Source organism: Streptomyces niveus (assembly GCF_001723055.1).
Lineage (GTDB): Bacteria > Actinomycetota > Actinomycetes > Streptomycetales > Streptomycetaceae > Streptomyces > Streptomyces niveus.
Genome location: NZ_MDCR01000173.1, coordinates 1 through 22,022 on the forward strand (window position 1 = coordinate 1; position 22,022 = coordinate 22,022).

The 22,022-nt window shown below is 71.2% G+C and carries 24 protein-coding genes; 18 read left to right on the forward strand and 6 right to left on the reverse strand.

The window, feature by feature from the left end; all coding sequences use genetic code 11:
* Positions 1-26: 26 nt before the first annotated feature.
* A complete protein-coding gene (locus BHU15_RS40860; RefSeq protein WP_031229385.1) occupies positions 27-227 on the reverse strand; it encodes a hypothetical protein in 201 nt (66 codons plus the stop codon).
* 17 nt (positions 228-244) lie between these two features.
* Positions 245-997: a 2-phospho-L-lactate guanylyltransferase gene (gene cofC, locus BHU15_RS20810; protein WP_255293163.1), complete on the reverse strand. Its 753-nt coding sequence runs from the start codon at positions 995-997 to the stop codon at positions 245-247.
* A gap of 166 nt (positions 998-1,163) precedes the next feature.
* On the opposite strand from cofC, the gene BHU15_RS20815 reads away from it, so the two are divergent.
* The 3 genes from BHU15_RS20815 to BHU15_RS20825 are packed head-to-tail and all read left to right on the forward strand — an operon-like array spanning position 1,164 to position 4,106.
* Complete coding sequence (locus BHU15_RS20815; protein WP_069628580.1) at positions 1,164-1,916, forward strand: lysophospholipid acyltransferase family protein; 753 nt, start codon at positions 1,164-1,166, stop codon at positions 1,914-1,916.
* The gene (locus tag BHU15_RS20820; protein ID WP_079128269.1) at positions 1,913-2,914 is read left to right on the forward strand and encodes an NAD(P)H-dependent glycerol-3-phosphate dehydrogenase; all 1,002 of its coding nucleotides are present in this window, start codon (positions 1,913-1,915) and stop codon (positions 2,912-2,914) included. Before BHU15_RS20815 ends, BHU15_RS20820 begins: the two co-directional genes overlap by 4 nt.
* 34 nt (positions 2,915-2,948) lie before the next feature.
* A complete protein-coding gene (locus BHU15_RS20825; RefSeq protein WP_023538397.1) occupies positions 2,949-4,106 on the forward strand; it encodes a D-alanine--D-alanine ligase family protein in 1,158 nt (385 codons plus the stop codon).
* Positions 4,107-4,146: 40 nt separating this feature from the next.
* On the opposite strand, the gene BHU15_RS20830 is transcribed toward BHU15_RS20825, so the two are convergent.
* Positions 4,147-4,632, reverse strand: a complete 486-nt coding sequence (locus BHU15_RS20830; RefSeq protein WP_069628581.1) for a DUF3515 domain-containing protein — start codon at positions 4,630-4,632, stop codon at positions 4,147-4,149.
* Between the two features lie 20 nt (positions 4,633-4,652).
* Positions 4,653-4,886 (reverse strand): Lrp/AsnC family transcriptional regulator, encoded by a 234-nt coding sequence (locus tag BHU15_RS20835; RefSeq protein ID WP_023538395.1) that lies wholly within the window; start codon positions 4,884-4,886, stop codon positions 4,653-4,655.
* A 261-nt stretch (positions 4,887-5,147) separates the two neighbouring features.
* On the opposite strand from BHU15_RS20835, the gene BHU15_RS20840 reads away from it, so the two are divergent.
* Positions 5,148-6,110, forward strand: coding sequence for a thiamine-phosphate kinase (locus tag BHU15_RS20840; RefSeq protein ID WP_069628582.1), 963 nt, complete (start codon positions 5,148-5,150; stop codon positions 6,108-6,110).
* Positions 6,111-6,153: 43 nt separating this feature from the next.
* Positions 6,154-6,981 (forward strand): bifunctional hydroxymethylpyrimidine kinase/phosphomethylpyrimidine kinase, encoded by an 828-nt coding sequence (gene thiD / locus BHU15_RS20845; protein WP_069628583.1) that lies wholly within the window; start codon positions 6,154-6,156, stop codon positions 6,979-6,981.
* 174 nt (positions 6,982-7,155) lie between these two features.
* Here the strand turns inward: thiD and rpmB are convergent, their stop codons facing one another.
* Positions 7,156-7,341 (reverse strand): 50S ribosomal protein L28, encoded by a 186-nt coding sequence (rpmB, locus tag BHU15_RS20850; RefSeq protein ID WP_003957616.1) that lies wholly within the window; start codon positions 7,339-7,341, stop codon positions 7,156-7,158.
* A gap of 219 nt (positions 7,342-7,560) precedes the next feature.
* On the opposite strand from rpmB, the gene BHU15_RS20855 reads away from it, so the two are divergent.
* From BHU15_RS20855 to mutM, 10 genes are all read left to right on the forward strand, one after another.
* The gene (locus BHU15_RS20855) at positions 7,561-9,285 is read left to right on the forward strand and encodes a DAK2 domain-containing protein (protein ID WP_255293164.1); all 1,725 of its coding nucleotides are present in this window, start codon (positions 7,561-7,563) and stop codon (positions 9,283-9,285) included.
* A gap of 142 nt (positions 9,286-9,427) precedes the next feature.
* Positions 9,428-9,763, forward strand: a complete 336-nt coding sequence (locus tag BHU15_RS20860) for a cupin domain-containing protein (protein ID WP_069628585.1) — start codon at positions 9,428-9,430, stop codon at positions 9,761-9,763.
* A gap of 99 nt (positions 9,764-9,862) precedes the next feature.
* Positions 9,863-12,058, forward strand: a complete 2,196-nt coding sequence (recG, locus tag BHU15_RS20865; RefSeq protein ID WP_069628586.1) for an ATP-dependent DNA helicase RecG — start codon at positions 9,863-9,865, stop codon at positions 12,056-12,058.
* A gap of 197 nt (positions 12,059-12,255) precedes the next feature.
* Positions 12,256-12,837: a 16S rRNA (guanine(966)-N(2))-methyltransferase RsmD gene (rsmD, locus tag BHU15_RS20870; protein WP_069628587.1), complete on the forward strand. Its 582-nt coding sequence runs from the start codon at positions 12,256-12,258 to the stop codon at positions 12,835-12,837.
* Between the two features lie 26 nt (positions 12,838-12,863).
* Positions 12,864-13,343, forward strand: coding sequence for a pantetheine-phosphate adenylyltransferase (gene coaD, locus BHU15_RS20875; RefSeq protein ID WP_209269179.1), 480 nt, complete (start codon positions 12,864-12,866; stop codon positions 13,341-13,343).
* Positions 13,344-13,478: 135 nt separating this feature from the next.
* On the forward strand, positions 13,479-14,687 hold the full coding sequence (locus BHU15_RS20880) for a F0F1 ATP synthase subunit B (protein ID WP_069628588.1): 1,209 nt from the start codon (positions 13,479-13,481) through the stop codon (positions 14,685-14,687).
* A 204-nt stretch (positions 14,688-14,891) separates the two neighbouring features.
* Positions 14,892-15,500: a YceD family protein gene (locus BHU15_RS20885; RefSeq protein ID WP_069628589.1), complete on the forward strand. Its 609-nt coding sequence runs from the start codon at positions 14,892-14,894 to the stop codon at positions 15,498-15,500.
* 2 nt (positions 15,501-15,502) lie between these two features.
* Positions 15,503-15,676 carry a 50S ribosomal protein L32 gene (gene rpmF, locus BHU15_RS20890; protein WP_003965982.1) on the forward strand — a complete coding sequence of 58 codons (174 nt, stop codon included), beginning with the start codon at positions 15,503-15,505 and terminating at the stop codon, positions 15,674-15,676.
* A 19-nt stretch (positions 15,677-15,695) separates the two neighbouring features.
* A complete protein-coding gene (rnc, locus tag BHU15_RS20895) occupies positions 15,696-16,559 on the forward strand; it encodes a ribonuclease III (RefSeq protein ID WP_069628590.1) in 864 nt (287 codons plus the stop codon).
* Positions 16,560-16,728: 169 nt separating this feature from the next.
* Positions 16,729-17,589 (forward strand): bifunctional DNA-formamidopyrimidine glycosylase/DNA-(apurinic or apyrimidinic site) lyase, encoded by an 861-nt coding sequence (mutM, locus tag BHU15_RS20900; protein ID WP_069628591.1) that lies wholly within the window; start codon positions 16,729-16,731, stop codon positions 17,587-17,589.
* 106 nt (positions 17,590-17,695) lie between these two features.
* Here mutM and BHU15_RS20905 read toward each other — a convergent pair whose 3' ends face one another.
* Entirely contained in the window at positions 17,696-18,619 is a 924-nt protein-coding gene (locus tag BHU15_RS20905; RefSeq protein ID WP_069628592.1) for a CAP domain-containing protein, read from the reverse strand.
* 166 nt (positions 18,620-18,785) lie between these two features.
* Here BHU15_RS20905 and BHU15_RS38435 point away from each other — a divergent pair, with 166 nt between their 5' ends.
* From BHU15_RS38435 to BHU15_RS20915, 3 genes are all read left to right on the forward strand, one after another.
* Positions 18,786-19,067, forward strand: coding sequence for an acylphosphatase (locus tag BHU15_RS38435; RefSeq protein WP_078494174.1), 282 nt, complete (start codon positions 18,786-18,788; stop codon positions 19,065-19,067).
* Between the two features lie 465 nt (positions 19,068-19,532).
* On the forward strand, positions 19,533-19,751 hold the full coding sequence (locus BHU15_RS20910; RefSeq protein WP_023538382.1) for a hypothetical protein: 219 nt from the start codon (positions 19,533-19,535) through the stop codon (positions 19,749-19,751).
* Between the two features lie 179 nt (positions 19,752-19,930).
* The coding region (locus BHU15_RS20915; protein ID WP_171908405.1) for a chromosome segregation SMC family protein at positions 19,931-22,022 on the forward strand (2,092 nt) is incomplete at its 3' end.

The window sequence follows — 22,022 nt, forward strand, 5'->3', positions numbered from 1 at the left end:
GGCGTGCGGGGGGCCTCCGAGGGCCCTCAGAGGGTCTGGAGCGTCACCAGGGTGATGTTCCCGCTGTCCCCGCCCGCGCGTTCGATACGGACCCGCTGACCGGGCCGCAACAGCCGCAGACCGCCGGCGTCGAACGCCGCGGCGTCGAAGTCCACCGGAGTCCCGTCGTCGAGCAGCACACTGCCGCTGCGGGTCTCGGATTCGAAGGTGTACGCGGTCGCCTGCATGCCCGCCAGCGTATCGGTCAGCATCCCCGCGGCGCCCCGCAGACCGGGTCGGAGGCGGGAGCCGCGGTGGGGTCGGCCTGCGGGTGGCGCGACGCCGTGTACGGGCCGAGCCCCAGGGCCGCGGCAGCCAGCAGATCCTCTCCCGTATCGACATCCCGCCGTACGGAATCCACACCGGCCAGCACAATTTCCGCGGCACCCGAGGACAAATGCCGGAGCCGCGAAGGGCCACCGAATGCCGGATTCAATTCCGATCCGGGCCGCGCGGCCAGCAAAGTCGTACCGATTTCGGCGGCGTCCGCGAGAAATGCGCGCGGAAAATCAGCGGCGGCGGTGAGCACCCGCGCCAGCTCGGCGGGCCGCAGCGCGGGCAGATCGGCGTTGAGGGCCGCGACGGGGGCGCGTGGCCGGTCCGCCCTGACCTCCCGCACGCCGTGCGCCAGCGCGGCGTTGAGCCCGGCCGCCGGGCTGTCGGGGACGGTGCGCGCGCCCAGCGCCGTCAGTTCGGCCGCCGCCAGCGGATCGTCGGTGACGACCACCACGTCGCGTACGACGGGGCAGGCCAGCGCCGCGGCGACGGTGTCCTGCGCGAACGCCAGCGCCAACTGGGGCCGCAGCAGATCCCCCGTCGACCCGGCGAGTCTGCTCTTGGCCACCACGAGCGGCTTGAGCGGGACGACCAGGGACCAGGAGTCGGTCGGGTCGGTGTTCGTGGCGGGCTCTCCGTCCTTGAGCGTTCGGCACTCTATTGTGGCCCGATCGCGCCGCACGACGCGGTACGGGGCGGAGCACGCCCCGGGAATGGCTGACTGAGCCCGCCGGTTCGGTCCACGGGCCGGGGCGTACGGTGTTCTCGACAGAGCAGAGGCCTGGGGCGACACTTGACCCCCAGCAGCCAGGGCCGGCCCAAGCCAGGCCACAGAGAAAGGTGTCCGAGTGTCCCGCCCCAGAATCGGCTTCTGGTACCGCCTGGCAGCGGTCATCGCGAAACCGCCGTTGGTCGTTCTGTTCAAGCGGGACTGGCGGGGAATGGAACACATTCCGGCCGAGGGCGGATTCATCACCGCCGTGAACCACAACTCGGCTCTGGACCCACTCTCCTACGGACACTTCCAGTACAACAGCGGCCGGGTGCCGCGACTGCTCGCCAAGGCCGCGCTCTTCGACGTGCCTTTCGTCGGCATGATGCTCCGCGGCACCGGACAGATTCCCGTCTATCGCGAGAGCTCCAACGCGCTGGACGCATTCCGGGCCGCCGTGAACGCCATCGAGCGCGGGGAATGCGTCGCGTTCTACCCCGAAGGCACCCTCACCCGCGACCCGGACATGTGGCCGATGACCGGCAAGACCGGTGCGGCGCGCGTCGCCCTCCTTACGAAGGCGCCGGTCATTCCCGTCGCCCAGTGGGGCGCCAATCTGGTGATACCGCCTTACGCGAAGGAGAACAAGGTCCGCCTCTTTCCGCGCAAGACGCTGCGCGTGCAGGCCGGCCCGGCGATCGACCTCTCCCGTTTCTACGGCATGGACCCGACGCCCGAAGTTCTCCGCGAGGTCACCGAGGTCATCATGGCGGCGATCACCGAACTGCTCGCCGAGGTACGCGGCGAGCCGGTGCCCGCCGCGCCGTACGACCACCGCAAGGTTCTGGAAGAGAAGCGGCGCAAGGCCGCGGAAGAGGGGTCGAAGTGACGCGCGTCGCGGTCTTCGGGACGGGATCGTGGGGAACGGCGTTCGCCATGATTCTCGCGGACGCGGGATGCGAGGTGACTCTCTGGGCCCGCCGCCCCGAGGTCGCCGACGCTGTCAACAACACCCGCGCCAACCCGGAGTATCTGCCGGGCCTCGAACTGCCCTCCTCGGTACGGGCCACCACCGACCCCGCGGAGGCGGCGAGGGACGCCGAGTTCAGCGTCCTGACCGTCCCCTCGCAGACCCTGCGCGCCAATCTCGCCGAGTGGGCCTCGCTGCTGCCGTCGGACACCGTCCTCGTCTCCCTGATGAAGGGCGTCGAGCTGGGCACCGCGAAGCGCATGAGCGAGGTCATCGCCGAGGTGGCCAAGGCGCCGGCCGACCGCGTCGCCGTCCTCACCGGCCCCAACCTCGCCGGGGAGATCGCCGCCAGGCAGCCCGCCGCCGCCGTCGTGGCCTGCACCGACGAGGCCGTCGCCAACCGGCTCCAGGCGGCCTGCCACACGCCGTACTTCCGCCCGTACACGAACACCGACGTGGTCGGCTGCGAACTCGGCGGCGCCGTCAAGAACGTCATCGGGCTCGCCGTCGGCATCGCCGACGGCATGGGACTGGGCGACAACACCAAGGCGTCGCTGATGACGCGCGGCCTCGCCGAAACCACCCGCCTGGGGCTCGCGATGGGCGCCGACCCGCACACCTTCTCCGGACTCGCCGGAATGGGCGATCTGATCGCGACGTGTTCCTCGCCCCTCTCGCGCAACCACACCTTCGGCACCAACCTCGGCCGCGGCATGACGCTGGAGCAGACGATCGCGGCGAGCAAGCAGACCGCCGAGGGCGTCAAGTCCTGCCAGTCGGTGCTGGATCTGGCCCGGCGGCACGGTGTCGACATGCCGATCACCGAAACGGTCGTGAGCATCGTCCACGAGGGGAAGCCCCCGCTCGTCGCGGTGAAGGAGCTGATGGCGCGCAGCGCCAAGCCCGAACGCCGCTGACTCGGCGCCGGTCAGCAGGTAACCTCATCGCGATATGAGCAGCGAGAACCTCCCCCAGAGCCCTGAGCAGCAGCTCCGCAAGCCGCGCGTGGCGGTCGTCTTCGGCGGCCGGAGCTCCGAGCACGCCATCTCGGTGGTCACGGCCGGCGCCGTACTGCGCTCCATCGACCGGACGAAGTACGAGGTGCTGCCCATCGGCATCACCACGGACGGCCGCTGGGCGCTCACCGCCGACGAACCGGACCGCATGGGCATCGCCGACCGCCGGCTGCCGAGCGTCGAGGAACTGGCCGAGTCCACGGAGGGCGCCGTCGTCCTCTCCGTCGACCCGGGCAACCGGGAGGTCGTCTACAGCGAGCAGGGCTCCGTACCCAAGGCGCTCGGCGAGGTCGACGTCGTCTTCCCGGTGCTGCACGGTCCGTACGGCGAGGACGGCACCCTCCAGGGGCTGTTGGAGCTCTCCGGTGTCCCGTACGTCGGCGCGGGCGTCCTGGCGTCGGCGGTCGGCCAGGACAAGGAGTACATGAAGCGGGTCTTCCTCTCGTACGGGCTGCCCGTCGGGCCGTACGAGGTGATCCGCCCGCGCGAGTGGCAGCAGGACCCCTCGGGCGCCCGCAAGAAGATCGTGGACTTCGCCGCCGAGCACGGCTGGCCGATCTTCGTGAAGCCCGCACGCGCCGGATCCTCCATGGGCATCACCAAGGTCGACGCCCTGGAGGGGCTGGAGGACGCGATCGAGGAGGCGCAGCGCCACGATCCGAAGATCCTGGTCGAGTCGCTGCTGCGCGGCCGGGAGATCGAATGCGGGGTACTGGAGTTCGAGGACGGGCCCCGCGCGAGCGTGCCCGCCGAGATCCCGCCCGTCACGTCGCACGAGTTCTACGACTTCGAGGCCAAGTACATCGACGCCGCCGCCGGTCTGGTGCCCGCGCCTCTTACGGAGGAGGAGACGGCCGAGGTCCAGCGGCTCGCCGTCGAGGCGTACGACGCCGTGTCCTGCGAAGGGCTTGTCCGCGCGGACTTCTTCCTTACCGAGGACGGCGGGTTCGTCATCAACGAGATCAACACGATGCCGGGCTTCACACCGATCTCGATGTACCCGCGGATGTGGCAGGAGAGCGGCGTCGGCTACGCGGAGCTGATCGACCGGCTGATCCAGGCGGCGCTGCGCCGTCCGACCGGACTGCGCTGAGGGGCGGCGCGCACCCGTCCGCGGGGCGCGCCCGAGGGGCTCAGAGACTCGGCGGCACCGTGTCGGCCACCGGCGCCGCGAGGTCCGACAGCGGACTGATGTCGTGCAGATAGCGCTCGTCCAGCGTGACCTCGACGTACGTCTTGCGGTACGTGGTGGTGAACCGGGGGCCCGAATCCCGCTCCTCCAGCATCCAGTTGACGCCGTCCACGTCCACGCCCTTCGCCTGGGGGTCGCTCATCCGCTCGGGCCGGGGGACGCCGCACCGCAGTACGATCGCGGCGTCCCCCCACCCGGCGGTGGTGACGGAACTCGGCTCCGGGTCACTCCGGTCGTGCCCCGCGACGGTCTTTGGCAACTCCTTGTCCAGTGCGCGGCAGTACGCCGCCTCCTCCGCCGGAGGGCTGGGAACCGGAACCGACGCCGGGGCGTCCGGGGAGGAGCAGCCGACGGCCACGGCGAGCACGAGGACGCCGGACAGGCGGGCGAGTCGGGGGCCGGATAGCCTGCGCAGCGGAAGGGTCACCGGCCAAGCGTAGACGGGGGCTACAGGTGCACGACCGGGCAGGTCAGGGTGCGGGTGATCCCGTCCACTTGCTGGACTTTCGCGACCACCAGGCGGCCGAGGTCGTCCACCGTGTCGGACTGGGCACGCACGATCACGTCGTAGGGGCCGGTGACGTCCTCGGCCTGTATCACTCCAGGGATCTTCGCGATGGTCTCGGCGACGGACGTCGCCTTGCCCACCTCGGTCTGAATAAGGATGTACGCCTGTACCACGGAACCTCCAGGGCGGCCACGAGGATCTTGTGGGGGGAAGGGACGCCACGGTATCGCGTCACCCAGTGCCGCGGGGAGACCCGCGCGTACGGCGGCACCGACGGCGTGACCTACCGAGCAGTGAAGTTGACGTACGCGTCGGCGTACCGAGAGCGGTGACGGTCCGCGACCGCGGGCGCGCAGCCGACGCAGCGGCCGGAACCCCGGTCGGACAAGCAGGCCGGCCGGAAACGCCGGCCGCACGACGAGAGGTGGGACTCGGTGAAGGGCACCGTGGGCGAGTTGGGGGAGTTCGGACTCATCAGGGAGCTCACGTCCCGGCTCACCACCACCCCGGCGGTCCGGCTCGGGCCGGGCGACGACGCCGCGGTGGTGGCCGCACCCGACCGCAGGGTCGTGGCGAGTACGGACGTCCTCCTGGAGGGGCGGCACTTCCGCCGCGACTGGTCGACCGCGTACGACGTGGGCAGGAAGGCCGCCGCACAGAACCTCGCCGACATCGCGGCGATGGGAGCGGTGCCGACCGCGCTGCTGCTCGGCCTGGTCGTCCCGGCCGAACTCCCGGTCACCTGGCCCACCGAGCTGATGGACGGCATCCGCGACGAGTGCCAGGTCGCGGGCGCCGCGGTGGTCGGCGGCGATGTCGTACGGGGCGAGACGATCACCCTCGCGATCACCGCGCTCGGCGATCTGCGCAACCACGATCCGGTGACCAGGGCGGGCGCGCGGCCGGGCGATGTCGTCGCGTACACCGGCTGGTTGGGGTGGTCGGCGGCCGGGCACGCGGTGCTGTCGCGCGGATTCAGGTCACCGCGTGCCTTCGTCGAGGCGCACCGGCGTCCCGAACCGCCGTACCACGCGGGACCGGCGGCGGCGGGCCTCGGCGCCACGGCGATGACGGACGTGAGCGACGGCCTCGTCGCCGACCTCGGGCACATCGCCGACGCGAGCAAGGTCCGTATCGATCTGCGGTCGGGGCTCATCGACATCCCGTCGCAGATGAACGACATCGGGCAGGCGGTGGGCGTGGATCCGCTCCAGTGGGTGCTGACCGGGGGAGAGGATCACGCGATCGTCGCGACGTTCCCGCCGGACGCCAAGCTGCCCGCGCGGTGGAAGGTGATCGGCGAGGTCCTCAACCCGTCGGCGCTGCCGCAGGTGACGGTCGACGGGGCGCCGTGGACGAGCAAGGGCGGCTGGGACCACTTCGGCGACTCGGCATAGGGCTCGACGGTTCGACCGGCCAGGGGCCCAGTAGATTCGGGGCATGCCGATATCCTCCCGGTCCGCCGTGCCCGAAGGGCCCGCCCGCGCGCCCGCCCGTGTCCTCACCGTCGCCGGGTCCGACTCCGGCGGCGGCGCGGGCATCCAGGCGGACCTCAAGACCATGCTGGCGTTCGGCGTGCACGGGATGAGCGTGCTCACGGCCGTCACGGCGCAGAACTCGCGCGGCGTGCAAGGCGCTTGGGAGTTGCCGGTGGAGGCGGTACGGGCGCAGTACCGCAGCGTCGTGGACGACATCGGCGTCCAGGCCGTCAAGACCGGCATGCTCGCTTCGGCGGCGCTGGTGGAGACCGTCGCCGAACTCCTCGCGGAGACCGACGCCCCCGTGGTGGTCGATCCGGTCGGGGTCTCCAAGCACGGGGACCCGCTGCTCGCGGCGTCGGCGCTGGACTCCGTACGCGAGAGGCTGCTGCCGACCGCGACCGTCGCCACCCCCAACCTCGACGAGGTCGCGCAGCTCACCGGCGTGGAGGTGCGCGACGAGAAGGACATGCGCCGCGCCGCGGGCGCCGTGCTCACCTTCGGGCCGCGCTGGGTGCTGATCAAGGGCGGACATCTGCCCGGTGACGCCGTGGATCTGCTGACCGACGGCGGCGAGGAGCACTGGCTGCGCGCGCCCCGTCACGACAACCGTCACACGCACGGCACCGGCTGCACGCTCGCCTCGGCGATCGCGGCGGGACTGGGGACGGGGCAGGGGGTCCTGGAGGCAGTCGTCGCCGCGAAGGAGTATGTGACGGGCGCCATCGCCACCGGCTTCCCGCTGGGCGGCGGTATCGGCCCGGTGGACCACGCCTGGCGCTTCCGCTGAGGCCGTCGGCCGACGTTCAACTACCGGAACACGGTGCGGCAGTTGGGCAAGTCAGTTGGGCGTGACCGGGCACGACTGAGCACGACTGGGCACGACTGGGCACGACAAAAAGCCGGTCCACCGAGGTGGACCGGCTTTCAAGGCAACCGCAGGGGCTGCGCTACGACGAGAACGTCAGCGCGAGACCTTGCCGGCCTTGATGCACGATGTGCAGACGTTGAGCCGCTTCGGCGTCCGACCGACCACGGCACGCACGCGCTGGATGTTCGGGTTCCAGCGACGGGACGTACGGCGGTGCGAGTGCGAAATGTTGTTGCCGAAGCCCGGCCCCTTGCCGCAGACGTCGCAGTTGGCAGCCACGGGTCACTCCAAAGACTTCAGATGCACTTACGGTGAATTCCGGCGCGACAGAATCATTGACTGATGTCGGCTGCGCCGGGGGAGGAGGCCCGACTCTCGCCGGGCAACCGGAGGAGCATACAACGCTCCGACCGGTTCAACGAAACTACCACGGACGGACCCGCTCTCCTCCCGCCCCCCTTCCCACCTGCCACGACGGCGCGGGCGGACTACCCTGCGGTGCAGCTCCCAGCACAGGCCGCCAAGGAGGACCCCCAGGTGCCGCAGACCCTCGACGCCGCAGCGGTGCGTACCTGGTGCTCGCTGGCGCTGGACGCCTTGGGCCGGGACCGTGAGGAGATCGACGCGATCAACGTCTATCCGGTCGCGGACGGGGACACCGGCACCAACCTCTATCTGACGGTGGAATCCGCCGCGCGGGCCGTAGAGGCGGTCTTCGACGCGCACGCCACGGGGGCCTCCGTACCGGACCTGCCCGACACCGTACGGGCCATGGCGCACGGGGCGCTGATCGGCGCCCGGGGGAACTCCGGGACGATTCTGGCGCAGCTGCTGCGCGGCATGGCGGAGGTGCTCGGCGAGGAACGGGCGGATCGCGGCGACGGGGCCGACGGGGCGGCGCGGGGCGGCGGCGATCACCTCGCCAGGGCGCTGCACCGGGCGGCGGAGCTGGCGCGCGAGGCCGTCGCGCATCCGGTCGAGGGCACGATCCTCACGGTGGCGTCCGCGGCGGCGGACGCCGCGGCGCGCACACGCCCGACGGCCGACGGCGCGACCGGTGACGGTGCCGCGTACGGCGACGGCGCGGCTGTTCACGCCGCGTACGCCGGGGCCCGCGTCGCCCTCGCGGCGACTCCCGGACAGCTGGCCGTCCTCGGCCGCGCCGGGGTCGTCGACGCCGGGGGTCGCGGCCTGCTCGCCGTCCTGGCCGCGCTCGTGGAGGCCGTCACGGGCGACGCGCCGTCCCCCGTCGCGCCGGGCGCGCGCCCGCACGAGCTGCCCGCCGTCGTGGAGTCCTGCGACGCCGACGACAGCCCCGCCGGTCCCGCCTTCGAGGTGATCTACCTCCTGGAGACCGACGAGCCGGGCATCGCCCGGCTCCGTCGACGGCTCGACGCGCTCGGCGACTCGCTCGTCGTGGTCGGCGGCGACGGGCTCTGGAACGTGCATGTGCATGTCGACGACGCGGGCGCCGCCGTGGAGGCCGGTGTGGAGGCGGGACGCCCGTACCGCATCCGCATCACGCACTTCGGCGCCGCCGCCGGGCACCAACGGGAGCGGGCGCAGCGCGCCGTGGTCGCCGTGGTCCCTGGCGAAGGGCTCGCCGGGCTGTGCGCCGAGGCCGGGGCCACCACGGTGCTCGCCCGCCCCGGGGAACCGCCGGCCAGCGGCGAACTGGTCGACGCAATCCGGCGCGCCCACGCCCACGAGGTGGTGCTCCTGCCGAACGACGCGGAACTGCGCCACACCGCCGCCGCTGCCGCCGAACAGGCCCGCGCCGAGGGCATCCGCGTCGCCCTCATCCCCACCAGGGCGGCCGTACAGGGCATCGCCGCCCTCGCGGTGCACGAGCCCGGCCGCCGCTTCGACGAGGACGTGGTGGCCATGACCTCCGCCGCCGGCGCCACCCGCTACGCCGAACTGGCCGTCGCCGAGCGGCAGTCCTGGACCATGGCCGGCATCTGCCAGGCCGGCGATCTGCTGGGCCTGATCGACGGCGACGTCGCGGTGATCGGCACGGAACTCACCGCCACCGCCGAGACCGTCCTGGACCGGATGCTGTCGGCGGGCGGCGAACTGGTCACCCTCGTGGTCGGCCAGGACGTGCCCGACACCCTCGCCGAACGTCTGGAGCGCTACGTACGGGACGGTCACCTGGCCGTCGACACCGTCGTCTACCGAGGCGGTCACCAGTCGGCGCCCCTGCTGATCGGCGTGGAGTAGCCGGCCCGTGCGCGGCGGTCGTACGCACCCTTCGTACGTACGCCGCCCCGGCCACCGCTTGCACGGGGCGCCGTACCTGTGACGATGGAAGGGGAGCGCACCATGCCAGACGCGCGCACCGCCCGAGGTGAGAGGCCCACCGATGGACGACCTGACCGCACTCGCCCGCCATCAGCTCGACGACGCGCGCGCCAGCGCCCACGGCCGCAGCGCGCATCTCTTCCTCCACGACGGACCACTGCGGCAGACGGTCATCGCGCTGACCTCCGGCGCGTCCCTCGACGAGCACAACACGCCCCCGGCGGCCAGCCTTCAGGTACTGCACGGCCGGGTACGGCTGACGATGAAGTCCGGGGACCAGGACATGATCGCCGGACAGGTCGGCCCGATCCCGCACGAACGGCACGGCCTTCAGGCCCTGGAGGACTGCGCCGTCCTGCTCACCGCCGTCACCGCGGTCCGGGCGACGGGCCGCTGACGCTTCCCCCGCTCGACCCGATCCGACCCGACTCCGGGACCCGACTCCGGCCCGCGGTTGTCCACAGGTGCGCGACGGATGTCAGTGATGTGGTGTGCAATGGATCGTGTGTCCGCGCTGGATGAATCACTCAAGAAGACGCTCGGCCCCGCCACCGCGAAGGTGATGGCCGAGCAGCTCGACCTGCACACGGTCGGTGATCTGCTGCACCACTACCCGAGGCGGTACGAGGAGCGGGGCCAGCTCACCCGCCTCGCCGACCTCCCGCTGGACGAGGACGTCACGGTCGTCGCGCAGGTGGCCGACTCCCGCATCCTGAAGTTCAACGGCGGCCGGGGTCAGCGGCTGGAGATCACCCTCACCGACGGCAGCGGCCGCCTCCAACTGGTCTTCTTCGGCAGGGGGATCCACAAGCCGCACAAGGACCTGCTGCCCGGCAGCCGGGGCATGTTCGCCGGCAAGGTCTCGATGTTCAACCGGAAGCTCCAGCTCGCCCATCCCACGTATGTGCCGCTGGGCACGGACAGCGGCGACGAGGCCGTGGACTCCTTCGCGGGCAAGCTCATCCCGATCTACCCGGCGTGCAAGGGACTGGAGTCCTGGAAGATCACCAAGGCGGTCGACGCGGTGCTGCCGAGAGCCGGCGAGGCCGCCGACCCGCTGCCGCCCTCGCTTCGCGAGGGGCGCGGTTTCGTCACGCTCCCCGAGGCACTGCTGAAGATCCACCGGCCCGACACCAAGGCGGACGTCGCCGAGGCCAGGGACCGCCTGAAGTGGGACGAGGCGTTCGTGCTCCAGGTCGCCCTCGCCCGGCGCCGGCACGCGGACACCCAACTTCCGGCGGTGGCGCGGAAACCCGTGGCCGGGGGCCTGCTCGACGCCTTCGACGCCAAGCTGCCCTTCACCCTCACCGACGGCCAGTCGGCGGTCACCCGCGAGATCTTCGCCGACCTGGCGACCGAGCACCCGATGCACCGCCTCCTTCAGGGCGAGGTCGGCTCCGGCAAGACCATGGTGGCGCTGCGCGCGATGCTCTCGGTGGTGGACGCGGGCGGCCAGGCGGCGATGCTCGCGCCCACCGAGGTCCTCGCCCAGCAGCACCACCGTTCGATCACCGAGATGATGGGAGAGCTCGCCGAGGGAGGCATGCTGGGCGGTCCTGAGAAGGCCACCAAGGTCGTGCTGCTCACGGGCTCCATGGGCGCGGCGGCACGGCGCCGCGCGCTGCTCGACCTGGTCACCGGCGAGGCCGGGATCGTGATCGGCACGCACGCGCTGATCGAGGACAAGGTGCAGTTCCACGATCTGGGTCTGGTCGTCGTGGACGAGCAGCACCGCTTCGGGGTCGAGCAGCGCGACGCCCTGCGGTCCAAGGGCAAGCAGCCGCCGCATCTGCTGGTCATGACGGCGACGCCCATTCCCCGTACGGTCGCGATGACCGTCTTCGGCGACCTGGAGACGTCCGTCCTGGACCAACTGCCCGCCGGGCGCTCCCCGATCGCCACCCATGTCGTCCCGGCCCAGGACAAGCCGCACTTCCTGGCGCGCGCCTGGGAGCGGGTCCGCGAGGAGGTCGGCAAGGGACACCAGGCGTACGTGGTCTGCCCCCGGATCGGCGACGGCGAGGACGAGCCGAAGAAGAAGGCCGCGTCGAAGGCGGCCGAGGCGGACGGGGACAAGCGTCCGCCGCTGGCCGTGCTGGACATCGCGAAGCAGCTCACCGCCGGACCGCTGGCCGGCCTCCGTACGGAGGTGTTGCACGGCCGTATGCAGCCCGACGACAAGGACGACGTGATGCGCCGCTTCGCCGCCGGTGAGGTGGACGTCCTGGTGGCGACGACCGTCATCGAGGTCGGCGTCAACGTCCCCAACGCCACGGCCATGGTGATCATGGACGCGGACCGGTTCGGCGTCTCGCAGCTGCACCAGCTGCGCGGCCGGGTGGGCCGCGGCTCCGCCCCGGGGCTGTGCCTGCTGGTCTCGGAGATGCCGGAGGCGAGCCCCGCGCGGGCCCGTCTCGGCGCGGTCGCCTCGACCCTCGACGGTTTCGAGCTGTCCCGTATCGACCTCGAACAGCGCCGCGAGGGCGACGTCCTCGGCCAGGCGCAGTCCGGGGTCCGCTCCTCGCTGCGGGTGCTCTCCGTCATCGAGGACGAGGACGTCATCGCCGCGGCCCGGGAGGAAGCCGTGGACGTGGTCGCCCAGGACCCGGAGCTCGACGCGTTCCCGGAGCTGCGTACGGCCCTGGACGCCCTGCTGGACACGGAGCGGGAGCAGTATCTCGACAAGGGCTGAGAGGGCCGCACAGCCCCGCACAGCCCCGCTCGGGGCCTCCGCCCCCTGGGTCCCGCCGGCGGGACCCCCCGGTCCCGCTGCCACTCCCGGCGGGCCGTGCGCCGGGCGACGCCATATCGTGGGTGGCGACCGCACGCGCGGCCCGCAGCCGTTCCTGGCACGCCACGAACACTCCACGAACCGAGGATCCGACACCCATGACCCGCGTGATCGCCGGTGCCGCCGGCGGACGCCGTCTCGCCGTCCCACCGGGCAACGGCACCCGCCCCACCTCCGACCGGGCGCGCGAAGGTCTCTTCTCCACCTGGGAGGCGCTGCTCGGCACCCTCGACGGCCTGCGCGTCGCCGATCTGTACGCCGGCTCCGGCGCCGTCGGCCTGGAGGCCCTCTCCCGGGGCGCCGTTCACACCCTCCTTGTGGAGGCGGACGGCCGGGCGGCCCGCACCGTACGCGACAACGTCCGCGCCCTCGGACTGCCGGGCGCCGAGGTCCGTACGGGCAAAGCCGAGCAGATCGTGACAGGACCGGCCCCCGCCGCCCCGTACGACGTCGTCTTCCTCGACCCGCCGTACGCCGTCACCGATGACGATCTTCGCGAGATCCTCCTCACACTCCGCTCACAGGGCTGGCTCAATGACGAAGCCGTCGCCACCGTGGAGCGCAGCACCAGAGGTGGGGAGTTCATCTGGCCGGAGGGCTTCGAACCGTTGCGAGCACGTCGCTACGGCGAGGGAACCCTTTGGTACGGTCGCGCCGCCGCACCTGAAGACGCCCGATGACCGGACCGGAGAGCGAGGGAATTCAGTTGCGCCGCGCCGTCTGTCCGGGGTCCTTCGACCCCATCACCAATGGTCACCTCGACATCATTGGCCGTGCCTCGAAGCTGTACGACGTCGTCCACGTCGCCGTGATGATCAACCAGTCCAAGAAGGGGCTGTTCACCGTCGAGGAGCGGATCGATCTGATCCGCCAGGTCACCGCCGAGTTCGGCAACGTCGAGGTCGAGTCCTTCCACGGCCTCCTCGTCGACTTCTGCAAGCAGCGCGACATCCCGGCCATCGTCAAGGGTCTGCGCGCGGTGAGCGACTTCGACTACGAGCTCCAGATGGCCCAGATGAACAACGGCCTCTCCGGCGTCGAGACCCTCTTCGTGCCGACCAACCCCATCTACAGTTTCCTCTCCTCCTCGCTGGTCAAAGAGGTGGCGACCTGGGGCGGGGACGTGGCCCATCTGCTGCCTCCGCTCGTGCACGAGGCGCTGACCGAGCGCCTGGAGAAGCGGTGACGGACGGGGCGCGGAACGGGGCGGCGGACAGGGCCCGGAACTGACGGACCGTCATCTGGTCCCGGGCGCGCACCGACTGGCCGTACAGTCGTTGCGTCCGTCTCCAACCCGGCTGTAGAGAGTGGCGAGCACACGGTGGACGTGCAGAAGAAGCTCGACGAGATCGTCGACGCGGTGGGGAACGCCCGTTCCATGCCCATGTCGGCCTCCTGCGTGGTCAACCGCAGCGAACTGCTCTCGCTGCTCGAAGAGGTCCGGGAGGCCCTGCCGGGCTCGCTCGCGCAGGCACAGGAGCTGCTCGGCGGCCACGAGCAGCTGTCCGAGCAGGCCCGCCAGGAGGCGGAGCGCATCGTCGCCGCGGCCCACACGGAGCGGTCCTCGCTGATCTCGGACACCGTGATCGCCCGCACCGCCCAGGAAGAGGCGGACCGCATCCTCGCCGACGCCCGCAGGGACGCCGAGGAGATCCGCGCCGAGGCCGACGACTACGTCGACTCCAAGCTCGCCAACTTCGAGGTCGTGCTCAACAAGACCATCGGCTCCGTGGACCGGGGCCGCGAGAAACTCCTCGGCCGGGGCCCCGGGCTCGACGCGCAGGGATACGCCGACGAGGACGCCCCGGAGTACAGCGCCGACCCCGACACCCTGATCCGCCGCGCGGACGACTACGTCGACGCCAAGCTCGGCGCCTTCGAGGCCGTCCTGTCCAAGACGCTCGAAGCGGTCGGCCGCGGCCGGCAGAAGCTGCTCGGCCGGGTCGCCACCGACGACCTGGGTCTGCACATGGCGGAGCAGGACGCCGCGGGACGGCAGGGGCACACCAGCGACGCGGACTATCTGGCCGGTCTCGCCGAGCTCTCGGACCGGCAGCCGCTCCAGGACACCGGGACGCCCGCGCACCAGCCGATGGACCCGCAGGCCCCGTCCCAGGTCCCGGCCCCGGAGCAGCAGCCCGTCCAGGTCCAGATCCCCGCGCAGGCCCAGGCCACGCAGCAGTACGCCGACCACGCCGCCCAGCAGCAGTACGCGGACCCCGCCTACGGCGGCTACCAGCAGCAGGACGCGTACGCCTACCAGCAGCAGGACCCGTACGCGTACCAGCAGGCCCAGCAGCCGGTCTACGACCCCGCCGCCTACGACCCGAACTACAGCCAGGGCTACGGGCAGAACTACGACCAGGCGGCGCAGGGCTGGCAGCAGCACCCCGACGCCCAGGCACAGCAGCAGCCCCAGCACCACCAGCAGCAGGCGCAGGACCCGCAGGGCGCTCTCGACGAGACCAGCCTGTTCGACACGAGCATGATCGACATGGAGCAGCTGCGCCGGTACGAGCAGGGCCGCTGAGCCTCGTACGGTGCGCCCACCGTGCGCGTACGGTGCGCCGTACGCCCGGATTGGGCCAACGGCGGCCGGTCAAGTATCCTTGCCCTTCGGTCGCGTGATGTCCGCGATCCGGCCGCCCGCCCCGCTACGCGACCTGGCGGCCCACCCCACGACTCGAAAGCAGGAACAGCCCTGAACGCCCGCCTCGACCACCGCGACCCCCTCGTGTTCGACACGCACGAGCTGGGCCGGCGTCCCGGTGCGCTCAAGCGGCTGACCCGCTCTGCGGCGGCACCCAAGGACTTCGGCATCGACGGAGTCATCGGAGTGCCGGAAGGCGCTCCGGTGGAGCTCCGGATCCGCCTCGAATCGGTCATGGAGGGCGTGCTCGTGACCGGCACCGCCCGTGCGACCGCCGAGGGGGAGTGCGTAAGGTGTCTGGAGCCGGTGCGCCAGGACGTGGCAGCGGACTTCCAGGAGATGTTCTCGTACCCTGACGCCGACGACCGGGGCCGCAGCAAGCAGGCGGAACCGGCCGACGACGCCGAGGACGACGAGGACAGGCTCTACATCGAGGACGGACTGTTCGACCTCGAACCTGTGCTGCGTGATGCGGTGGTGCTCGCACTGCCGATGCAGCCGGTGTGCCGGGAGACCTGTGCGGGCCTGTGTTCCGAATGCGGAATCAGGCTGGACGAGAACCCGGACCATCATCATGACGCCGTCGACCCGCGTTGGGCGTCACTGCAAGGACTCGTCGAAACCGTCAAGGACGGCGAGAAGGACAACATGGACGGCGCCGACCCGGGTGCCGACAAGAAGCAGGAGAAGTAGCCGTGGCTGTTCCGAAGCGGAAGATGTCGCGCAGCAACACGCGCCACCGCCGGTCGCAGTGGAAGGCTGCGGTCCCCACCCTGGTTTCGTGTGAGCGTTGCCAGGAGCCGAAGCTCCAGCACATCGCGTGCCCGAGCTGCGGCACCTACAACAAGCGCCAGGTCCTCGAGGTCTGAGCGGCTGGTGAGAGGCTCGATGTCTGAACTGTCCAATGCCAAGAAGGCAGACAACGTCAGCACAGCCTCGTCCCACACGCTTCTGGAAGGGCGGCTCGGCTATCAGCTGGAGTCCGCCCTTCTGGTGCGTGCGCTGACCCATCGCTCGTTCGCGTACGAGAACGGCGGTCTGCCCACCAACGAACGGCTCGAGTTCCTCGGGGACTCGGTGCTCGGACTGGTGGTCACCGACACGCTGTATCGCATCCACCCCGACCTGCCCGAAGGCCAACTGGCCAAGTTGCGGGCCGCGGTGGTCAATTCGCGTGCGCTTGCGCAAGTGGGGCGCGGCCTCGAACTCGGCTCCTTCATCCGGCTCGGCCGTGGTGAAGAGGGCACGGGAGGCCGGGACAAGGCGTCCATCCTCGCCGACACCCTGGAAGCGGTGATCGGCGCGGTCTATCTCGATCAGGGCCTCGGCGCGGCGTCCGAGCTGGTGCACCGGCTCTTCGACCCGCTCATCGAGAAGTCCTCCAACCTCGGTGCCGGTCTGGACTGGAAGACCAGTCTGCAGGAGCTGACCGCGGCGGAGAGCCTCGGCGTACCCGAGTATCTCGTCACGGAGACCGGCCCGGACCACGAGAAGACCTTCACTGCTGCCGCTCGCGTCGGTGGTGTCTCGTACGGCACCGGCACCGGCCGCAGCAAGAAGGAAGCGGAACAGCAGGCGGCGGAGACCGCGTGGCGGTCCATCCGCGCGGACGCGGACGCACGGGCGGCGGCGAAAGCCACCGACGCCGAGGCGGAGGCCGGGTCGGAGGGCCGGGCCGGTGCCGACGTCGAAGAGGGCGCGGATGCCTCTTCGGTGCCGGCTTCGGAATCCGCCGACGTGGCCAAGTCCTGAGCCGAGCTGTTCGGTTCCCTTTCCGGGTGCGCCCCTTGTGCCGGTACGGCACGAGGGGCGCAGCTCGTCCTCAGCTACCACCACCCCGTCAACTCCCGCCCCGTCTTCGGCCAGTTGGGCCGCAGCCTGCGGCCCGGCCACCCATCTCACCGTCCCCCGAAGGAGCACCGTGCCCGAGCTGCCCGAGGTCGAAGTCGTACGGCGCGGACTCGAACGCTGGGTCGCGGGACGGACGGTGGCCGAGACACAGGTGCTGCACCCCCGCGCCGTACGCCGCCACCTCGCCGGCGGCGAGGACTTCGCCGCCCGGCTCAAGGGTCACCGCTTCGGCGTCGCCCGCCGCCGGGGCAAGTACCTCTGGCTGCCGCTCGCCGACACGGACGCCTCGATCCTCGGGCACCTCGGAATGAGCGGCCAGCTCCTCGTACAGCCGGAATCCGCCCCGGACGAGAAGCACCTGCGGATCCGTATCCGGTTCGACGACGACCTCGGCACCGAACTGCGCTTCGTCGACCAGCGCACCTTCGGCGGACTCTCGCTGCACGAGAACACCCCCGACGGGCTGCCCGACGTCATCGCGCACATCGCGCGCGACCCGCTCGACCCGGAGTTCGACGACGCCGCGTTCCACACCGCGCTGCGGCTGCGCCGTACGACGATCAAGCGCGCGCTGCTCGACCAGTCCCTCATCAGCGGCGTCGGCAACATCTACGCGGACGAGGCGCTGTGGCGCGCCAAGCTCCATCACGACCGTCCGACCGCCTCGCTGCCCCGGCCCCGCTCGGTCGAACTCCTCGGCCACGTACGGGACGTGATGAACGCCGCGCTCGTGGTCGGCGGCACCAGCTTCGACAGCCTCTACGTCAACGTGAACGGCGAATCGGGCTACTTCGACCGGTCCCTGGACGCGTACGGGCGCGAGGGCGAGCCGTGCCGCCGCTGCGGCACCCCGATCCGCCGCCGCCCCTGGATGAACCGGTCGAGCTACTTCTGCCCCCGCTGCCAACGCCCGCCCCGCGTGGCACCGTAACGCCGCGCACCGCGCCGTCGCACCGTCGCGGCGCATGGGTGAGGCCCGCGACGTGTTGCTGTCGCGGGCCTCACCCATGCGTCACGGGGACGACCCCGCGGCTGTCTCAGAAGCCGAAGTCCTGCGTCCACCACGGGCCGCCGTCGGCGAAGTGCGCGCCGATGCCGATGGTTTTGTAGTCGCAGTTCAGGATGTTCTCGCGGTGGCCCTCGCTGGCCATCCAGGAGGCCATCACAGCCTGGGCGTCGGCCTGGCCCCGTGCGATGTTCTCGCCGCCCAGGTTCGTGATGCCGGCCTGCTCGGCGCGGTCCCAGGGAGTGTCGCCGTCCGGGTCGGTGTGGTCGAAGAAGCCGCGGTTCGCCATGTCCTTGCTGAACGCCTCGGCGAGACCGTTCAGCGCCTTGTCGGCGCGCAGCGGCTGACAGCCGACCTTCGCCCGCTCCTGGTTGACCAGCGCGAGGACTTCCGCCTCGGCGGTGGACGGGGCGGCGGTGGACGGGCGCGGCGCCTGCGGCGCGGTGGCGCGCTCCGTGGTCTCCGCCGGCGCCGGCGCGCTGCTGGACGGCTTGGTGCTCGTCTCCGCGCTCCGGCTCTTGGTGGGCTCGCTCTCCGGCGTCTTGGCCGGCTTCGACGGGCTCTTGGAGGCGGACGGCTTGTCCGGCGTCGACGGGGCGGACTTCGACGGCTCGTCCGGCCGGTCGGTCCCCTTGCCCGGCGACGTGGTGGCCCCGTCGGTCGGCTCTGCGGTCGAGCCGCCCTGCTGCTGGAGCTCGGGCGCACCCGCCGTGCGGACCTGCTCACCCGGGAGATTGCCCCCACCGACGGTGTACTGCTCCCCACCGGGCAGCAGGCCCGATGCCACGGCTACGGCACCCATGGCCATCGCGGCGGAGGCGCCGAGCAGCCCGGTGCGTACGGGAACGGCGATGCCCCTCTTCCGGCCCCGGCCGCTGCCGCGGTGACGACCTGCCGCACCGGCCGCGTGGTCGTCAGGGGCGGGTGCGCCGGCCGAGCGACTATGGCGTCCCATCTGCTGTGCCTTCCTCGATGTGCTGAGGTGCGCCCGATTGCTCTCGCACCGCTCGTCACGACAATGCTCTTCACCCATTCGGGTGAGCCTCATTTCGACGGGACTGTACGCCAAGCGGGGTGGGGGCGAAGTGCTCAGCGCGGTATTGGCCCATTAGCTTGCACGCATGAATGAAGATGTACGGATCACCGTTTGGGTACGCGGTCGCGTACAGGGAGTTGGCTTCCGCTGGTTCACCAGGGAAAACGCTCTGGAGATCGGGGGCCTGACGGGCTTCGCCCTGAATCTCGACGACGGCAGGGTGCAGGTCGTCGCCGAAGGGCCGCGTGATAATTGCCACCGTTTGCTGGAGTGGCTCAGTTCCGCCGACACGCCCGGCCGGGTTGACGGAGTCACTGAGATTTGGGGCACACCACGCGGTGGATACGACACCTTCGCCATCCGGTGACCATGATCGGCGGCGCGGGGTGCCGAAGACGTCCGAAAGATCTCGATCATTCGCGGTCGATCTTGAACAGGCCGAGGTAAGCGAAGACGCGTCCGACCGAGAAGCGGTCCGGCCTGCCCGTATGCCTCAGGCATGTGCTTCTGGCCGGAATCCGTCGATGGTTGCCAAGAACGGGCTCTCGTGCCAGGCTGCCGCGTTAACAAAGATCTCCACGCCCTCCGGGGCCGCAGGAGAGGCGCCGTCGCACCGCACGCGGACGCACGCCCCTGGGCCGCCCGGCGATGACGGGCTGTGATCGTGTTGACCGTCAAACTTTTTGGTGAGACTCTGGAAGCCCCGCGCACCTTGGCTGTTTGGCAGTAGGAATCACAGTGCGGAAGAACCTCTGCCGGGCAGTGCGGGTGCGGAAATCCCTCACGACCCACACCGCTTCGGTCGGTCACTCAGTGTGGAGGCCCATCCATCATGGCAAAGGCGCTTCTCGGTTACGTCGGCGGTTCTGACCCGCGACTCCTCGCCGAGATGCGACGGCTTCAGCAGCGCGTCCAGGACCTCGAATCCGAGCTCGTACGGATCCAGTCCGAGAATGACGCGCTGAGCGCTGCCGCCGCACAGCACCATGGCGATTCGCCGTTCGACGGCATCGACCTCGACGTACCCCAGGCGGAGCCCGCGCTCACCTGACAGCAGCCCCCGTCGGGGTCAGGTGGGCAAACGCTCTCGCAAGAACATGCAAGGGACGCTTCGGCGTCCCTTCTTTCTTTCCCCCCGCCCCGTAACCGGTTCTTCTCACGTCTGATGTGCCCTGCTCATTCAGCGGTGAAACCGCGTCGGGTGATGTGAGGCAGGTAGAGTCCGGCGGCGTGCACCTCAAGGCCATGACCCTGCGCGGGTTCAAATCCTTCGCCTCCGCCACGACGCTGCGGTTCGAACCCGGCATCACGTGCGTCGTGGGTCCGAACGGCTCGGGCAAGTCCAATGTCGTGGACGCGCTTTCCTGGGTCATGGGGGAGCAGGGGGCCAAGTCGCTGCGCGGCGGCAAGATGGAGGACGTGATCTTCGCCGGGACGACCGGCCGGCCACCGCTCGGGCGCGCCGAAGTCTCCCTGACCATCGACAATTCCGACGGTGCGCTGCCCATCGACTACGCCGAAGTCACCATTACGCGGATCATGTTCCGCAACGGCGGCAGCGAATACCAGCTCAACGGGGACACCTGCCGGCTGCTCGACATCCAGGAACTGCTTTCCGACTCCGGTATCGGCCGCGAGATGCACGTGATCGTCGGCCAGGGACAACTTGATTCGGTCCTGCACGCCGACCCGATGGGGCGCAGGGCATTCATCGAGGAGGCCGCGGGCGTTCTCAAGCACCGAAAGCGCAAGGAGAAGGCGCTGCGGAAGCTGGACGCGATGCAGGCCAACCTCGCGCGCGTGCAGGACCTGACCGACGAACTGCGGCGGCAGCTCAAGCCGTTGGGGCGGCAGGCCGCGGTGGCGCGGCGTGCCGCCGTCATCCAGGCGGACCTGCGCGACGCGCGGCTGCGCCTGCTCGCCGACGATCTCGTGAAACTGCGCGACGCCCTCCGTACGGAGGTTGCCGACGAGGCGGCGCTCAAGCAGCGCAAGGAGGAGGCGGAACTGCGCCTTAGGAACGCGCTGGCCCGCGAGGCGGAGCTGGAGGAAGAGGTACGGCGGCTGGCGCCGCGGCTCCAGCGCGCGCAGCAGACCTGGTACGAGCTCTCCCAGCTCGCCGAACGGGTACGGGGCACGATCTCGCTCGCCGACGCCCGGGTGAAGAGCGCAACCGCCACGCCGGAGGACGAACGGCGCGGGCGGGACCCCGAGGACATGGAGCGGGAGGCCGCCCGCATCCGTGAGCAGGAGGCGGAGCTGGAAGCCGCGCTCGAAGCGGCGGAACGCGCGCTGGAGGACACCGTCGCGCACCGCTCCGAGCTGGAGCGCGACCTCGCGGCGGAGGAGCGCCGGCTCAAGGACGTGGCGCGCGCGATCGCCGACCGGCGGGAGGGCCTCGCCCGGCTGAACGGGCAGGTGAACGCCGCCCGTGGGCGCGCCGCGTCGGCGCAGGCCGAGATCGGCAGGCTCGCCGAGGCCCGCGACGGAGCACGGCAGCGCGCCGTCGCCGCCCAGGAGGAGTACGAACAGCTCAAGGCCGAGGTCGACGGCCTGGACGCCGACGACCACGAACTGGGCGAGCGGCACGACGGGGCCAAGGGGGCGCTGGCCGAGGCGGAGGGCGCGCTGACGGCGGCGCGGGAGGCGGCCACGGCCGCCGAACGCGAGCGCGCCGCGCTCTCCGCCCGCCACGACGCGCTCGCCCTCGGGCTGCGCCGCAAGGACGGTACCGGTGCGCTGCTGGGCGCGCGGGACCGTCTCTCGGGCCTGCTGGGTCCCGCCGCCGAACTGCTCACCGTCACGGCGGGCTTCGAGGTCCCCGTGGCCGCGGCGCTCGGCGCGGCGGCCGACGCGATCGCGGTGACCGACGCGACGACTGCCGCGGAGGCGATCCGGCTCCTCCGTAAAGAGGACGCGGGCCGGGCCTCCCTGCTGCTCGGCGGCGAACAGCCCGCGCGCGCGGCGGGCGTGCCGGGGCAGTCGACGCCGCAGGGCGGCCCCGGCGACGGGGCTCCGGGCGCCGTCACCGCCTCCGGCAGTGCCGGTACGTCGCCGGGAGTGCCCGGACAGGGGGCGGCCGGGGCGTACGACGGTGCTGACGGCGCCGGTGCCCCCGCCCCGTCCGGTGTGCTGCCGGGACAGGCGGACGGGGCGCGTGACGGCCGCGCCGTCGTGGAGAGCGGCGGCGCCCACGGGGCCGCCCCCGCCCGCCCCGTACCCACCGCCACCGTCACGGCCACCGACCTGGCCGTCCCCCGCGTCGTCGACCTCGTACGGGGCCCCGACGCGCTCATGGGCGCCGTACGACGCCTCGTACGGG

What these genes read in the sequence shown, in the direction of transcription:
- BHU15_RS40860 (WP_031229385.1), bottom strand. Translation starts at nt 227, where the DNA reads ATGCAGGCGACCGCGTACACCTTCGAATCCGAGACCCGCAGCGGCAGT.
- BHU15_RS20905 (WP_069628592.1), bottom strand. Translation starts at nt 18,619, where the DNA reads ATGGGACGCCATAGTCGCTCGGCCGGCGCACCCGCCCCTGACGACCAC.
- BHU15_RS38435 (WP_078494174.1), top strand. Translation starts at nt 18,786, where the DNA reads ATGAATGAAGATGTACGGATCACCGTTTGGGTACGCGGTCGCGTACAG.
- rnc (WP_069628590.1), top strand. Translation starts at nt 15,696, where the DNA reads ATGTCTGAACTGTCCAATGCCAAGAAGGCAGACAACGTCAGCACAGCC.
- BHU15_RS20860 (WP_069628585.1), top strand. Translation starts at nt 9,428, where the DNA reads ATGGACGACCTGACCGCACTCGCCCGCCATCAGCTCGACGACGCGCGC.
- thiD (WP_069628583.1), top strand. Translation starts at nt 6,154, where the DNA reads ATGCCGATATCCTCCCGGTCCGCCGTGCCCGAAGGGCCCGCCCGCGCG.
- BHU15_RS20910 (WP_023538382.1), top strand. Translation starts at nt 19,533, where the DNA reads ATGGCAAAGGCGCTTCTCGGTTACGTCGGCGGTTCTGACCCGCGACTC.
- rsmD (WP_069628587.1), top strand. Translation starts at nt 12,256, where the DNA reads ATGACCCGCGTGATCGCCGGTGCCGCCGGCGGACGCCGTCTCGCCGTC.
- recG (WP_069628586.1), top strand. Translation starts at nt 9,863, where the DNA reads ATGGATCGTGTGTCCGCGCTGGATGAATCACTCAAGAAGACGCTCGGC.
- BHU15_RS20825 (WP_023538397.1), top strand. Translation starts at nt 2,949, where the DNA reads ATGAGCAGCGAGAACCTCCCCCAGAGCCCTGAGCAGCAGCTCCGCAAG.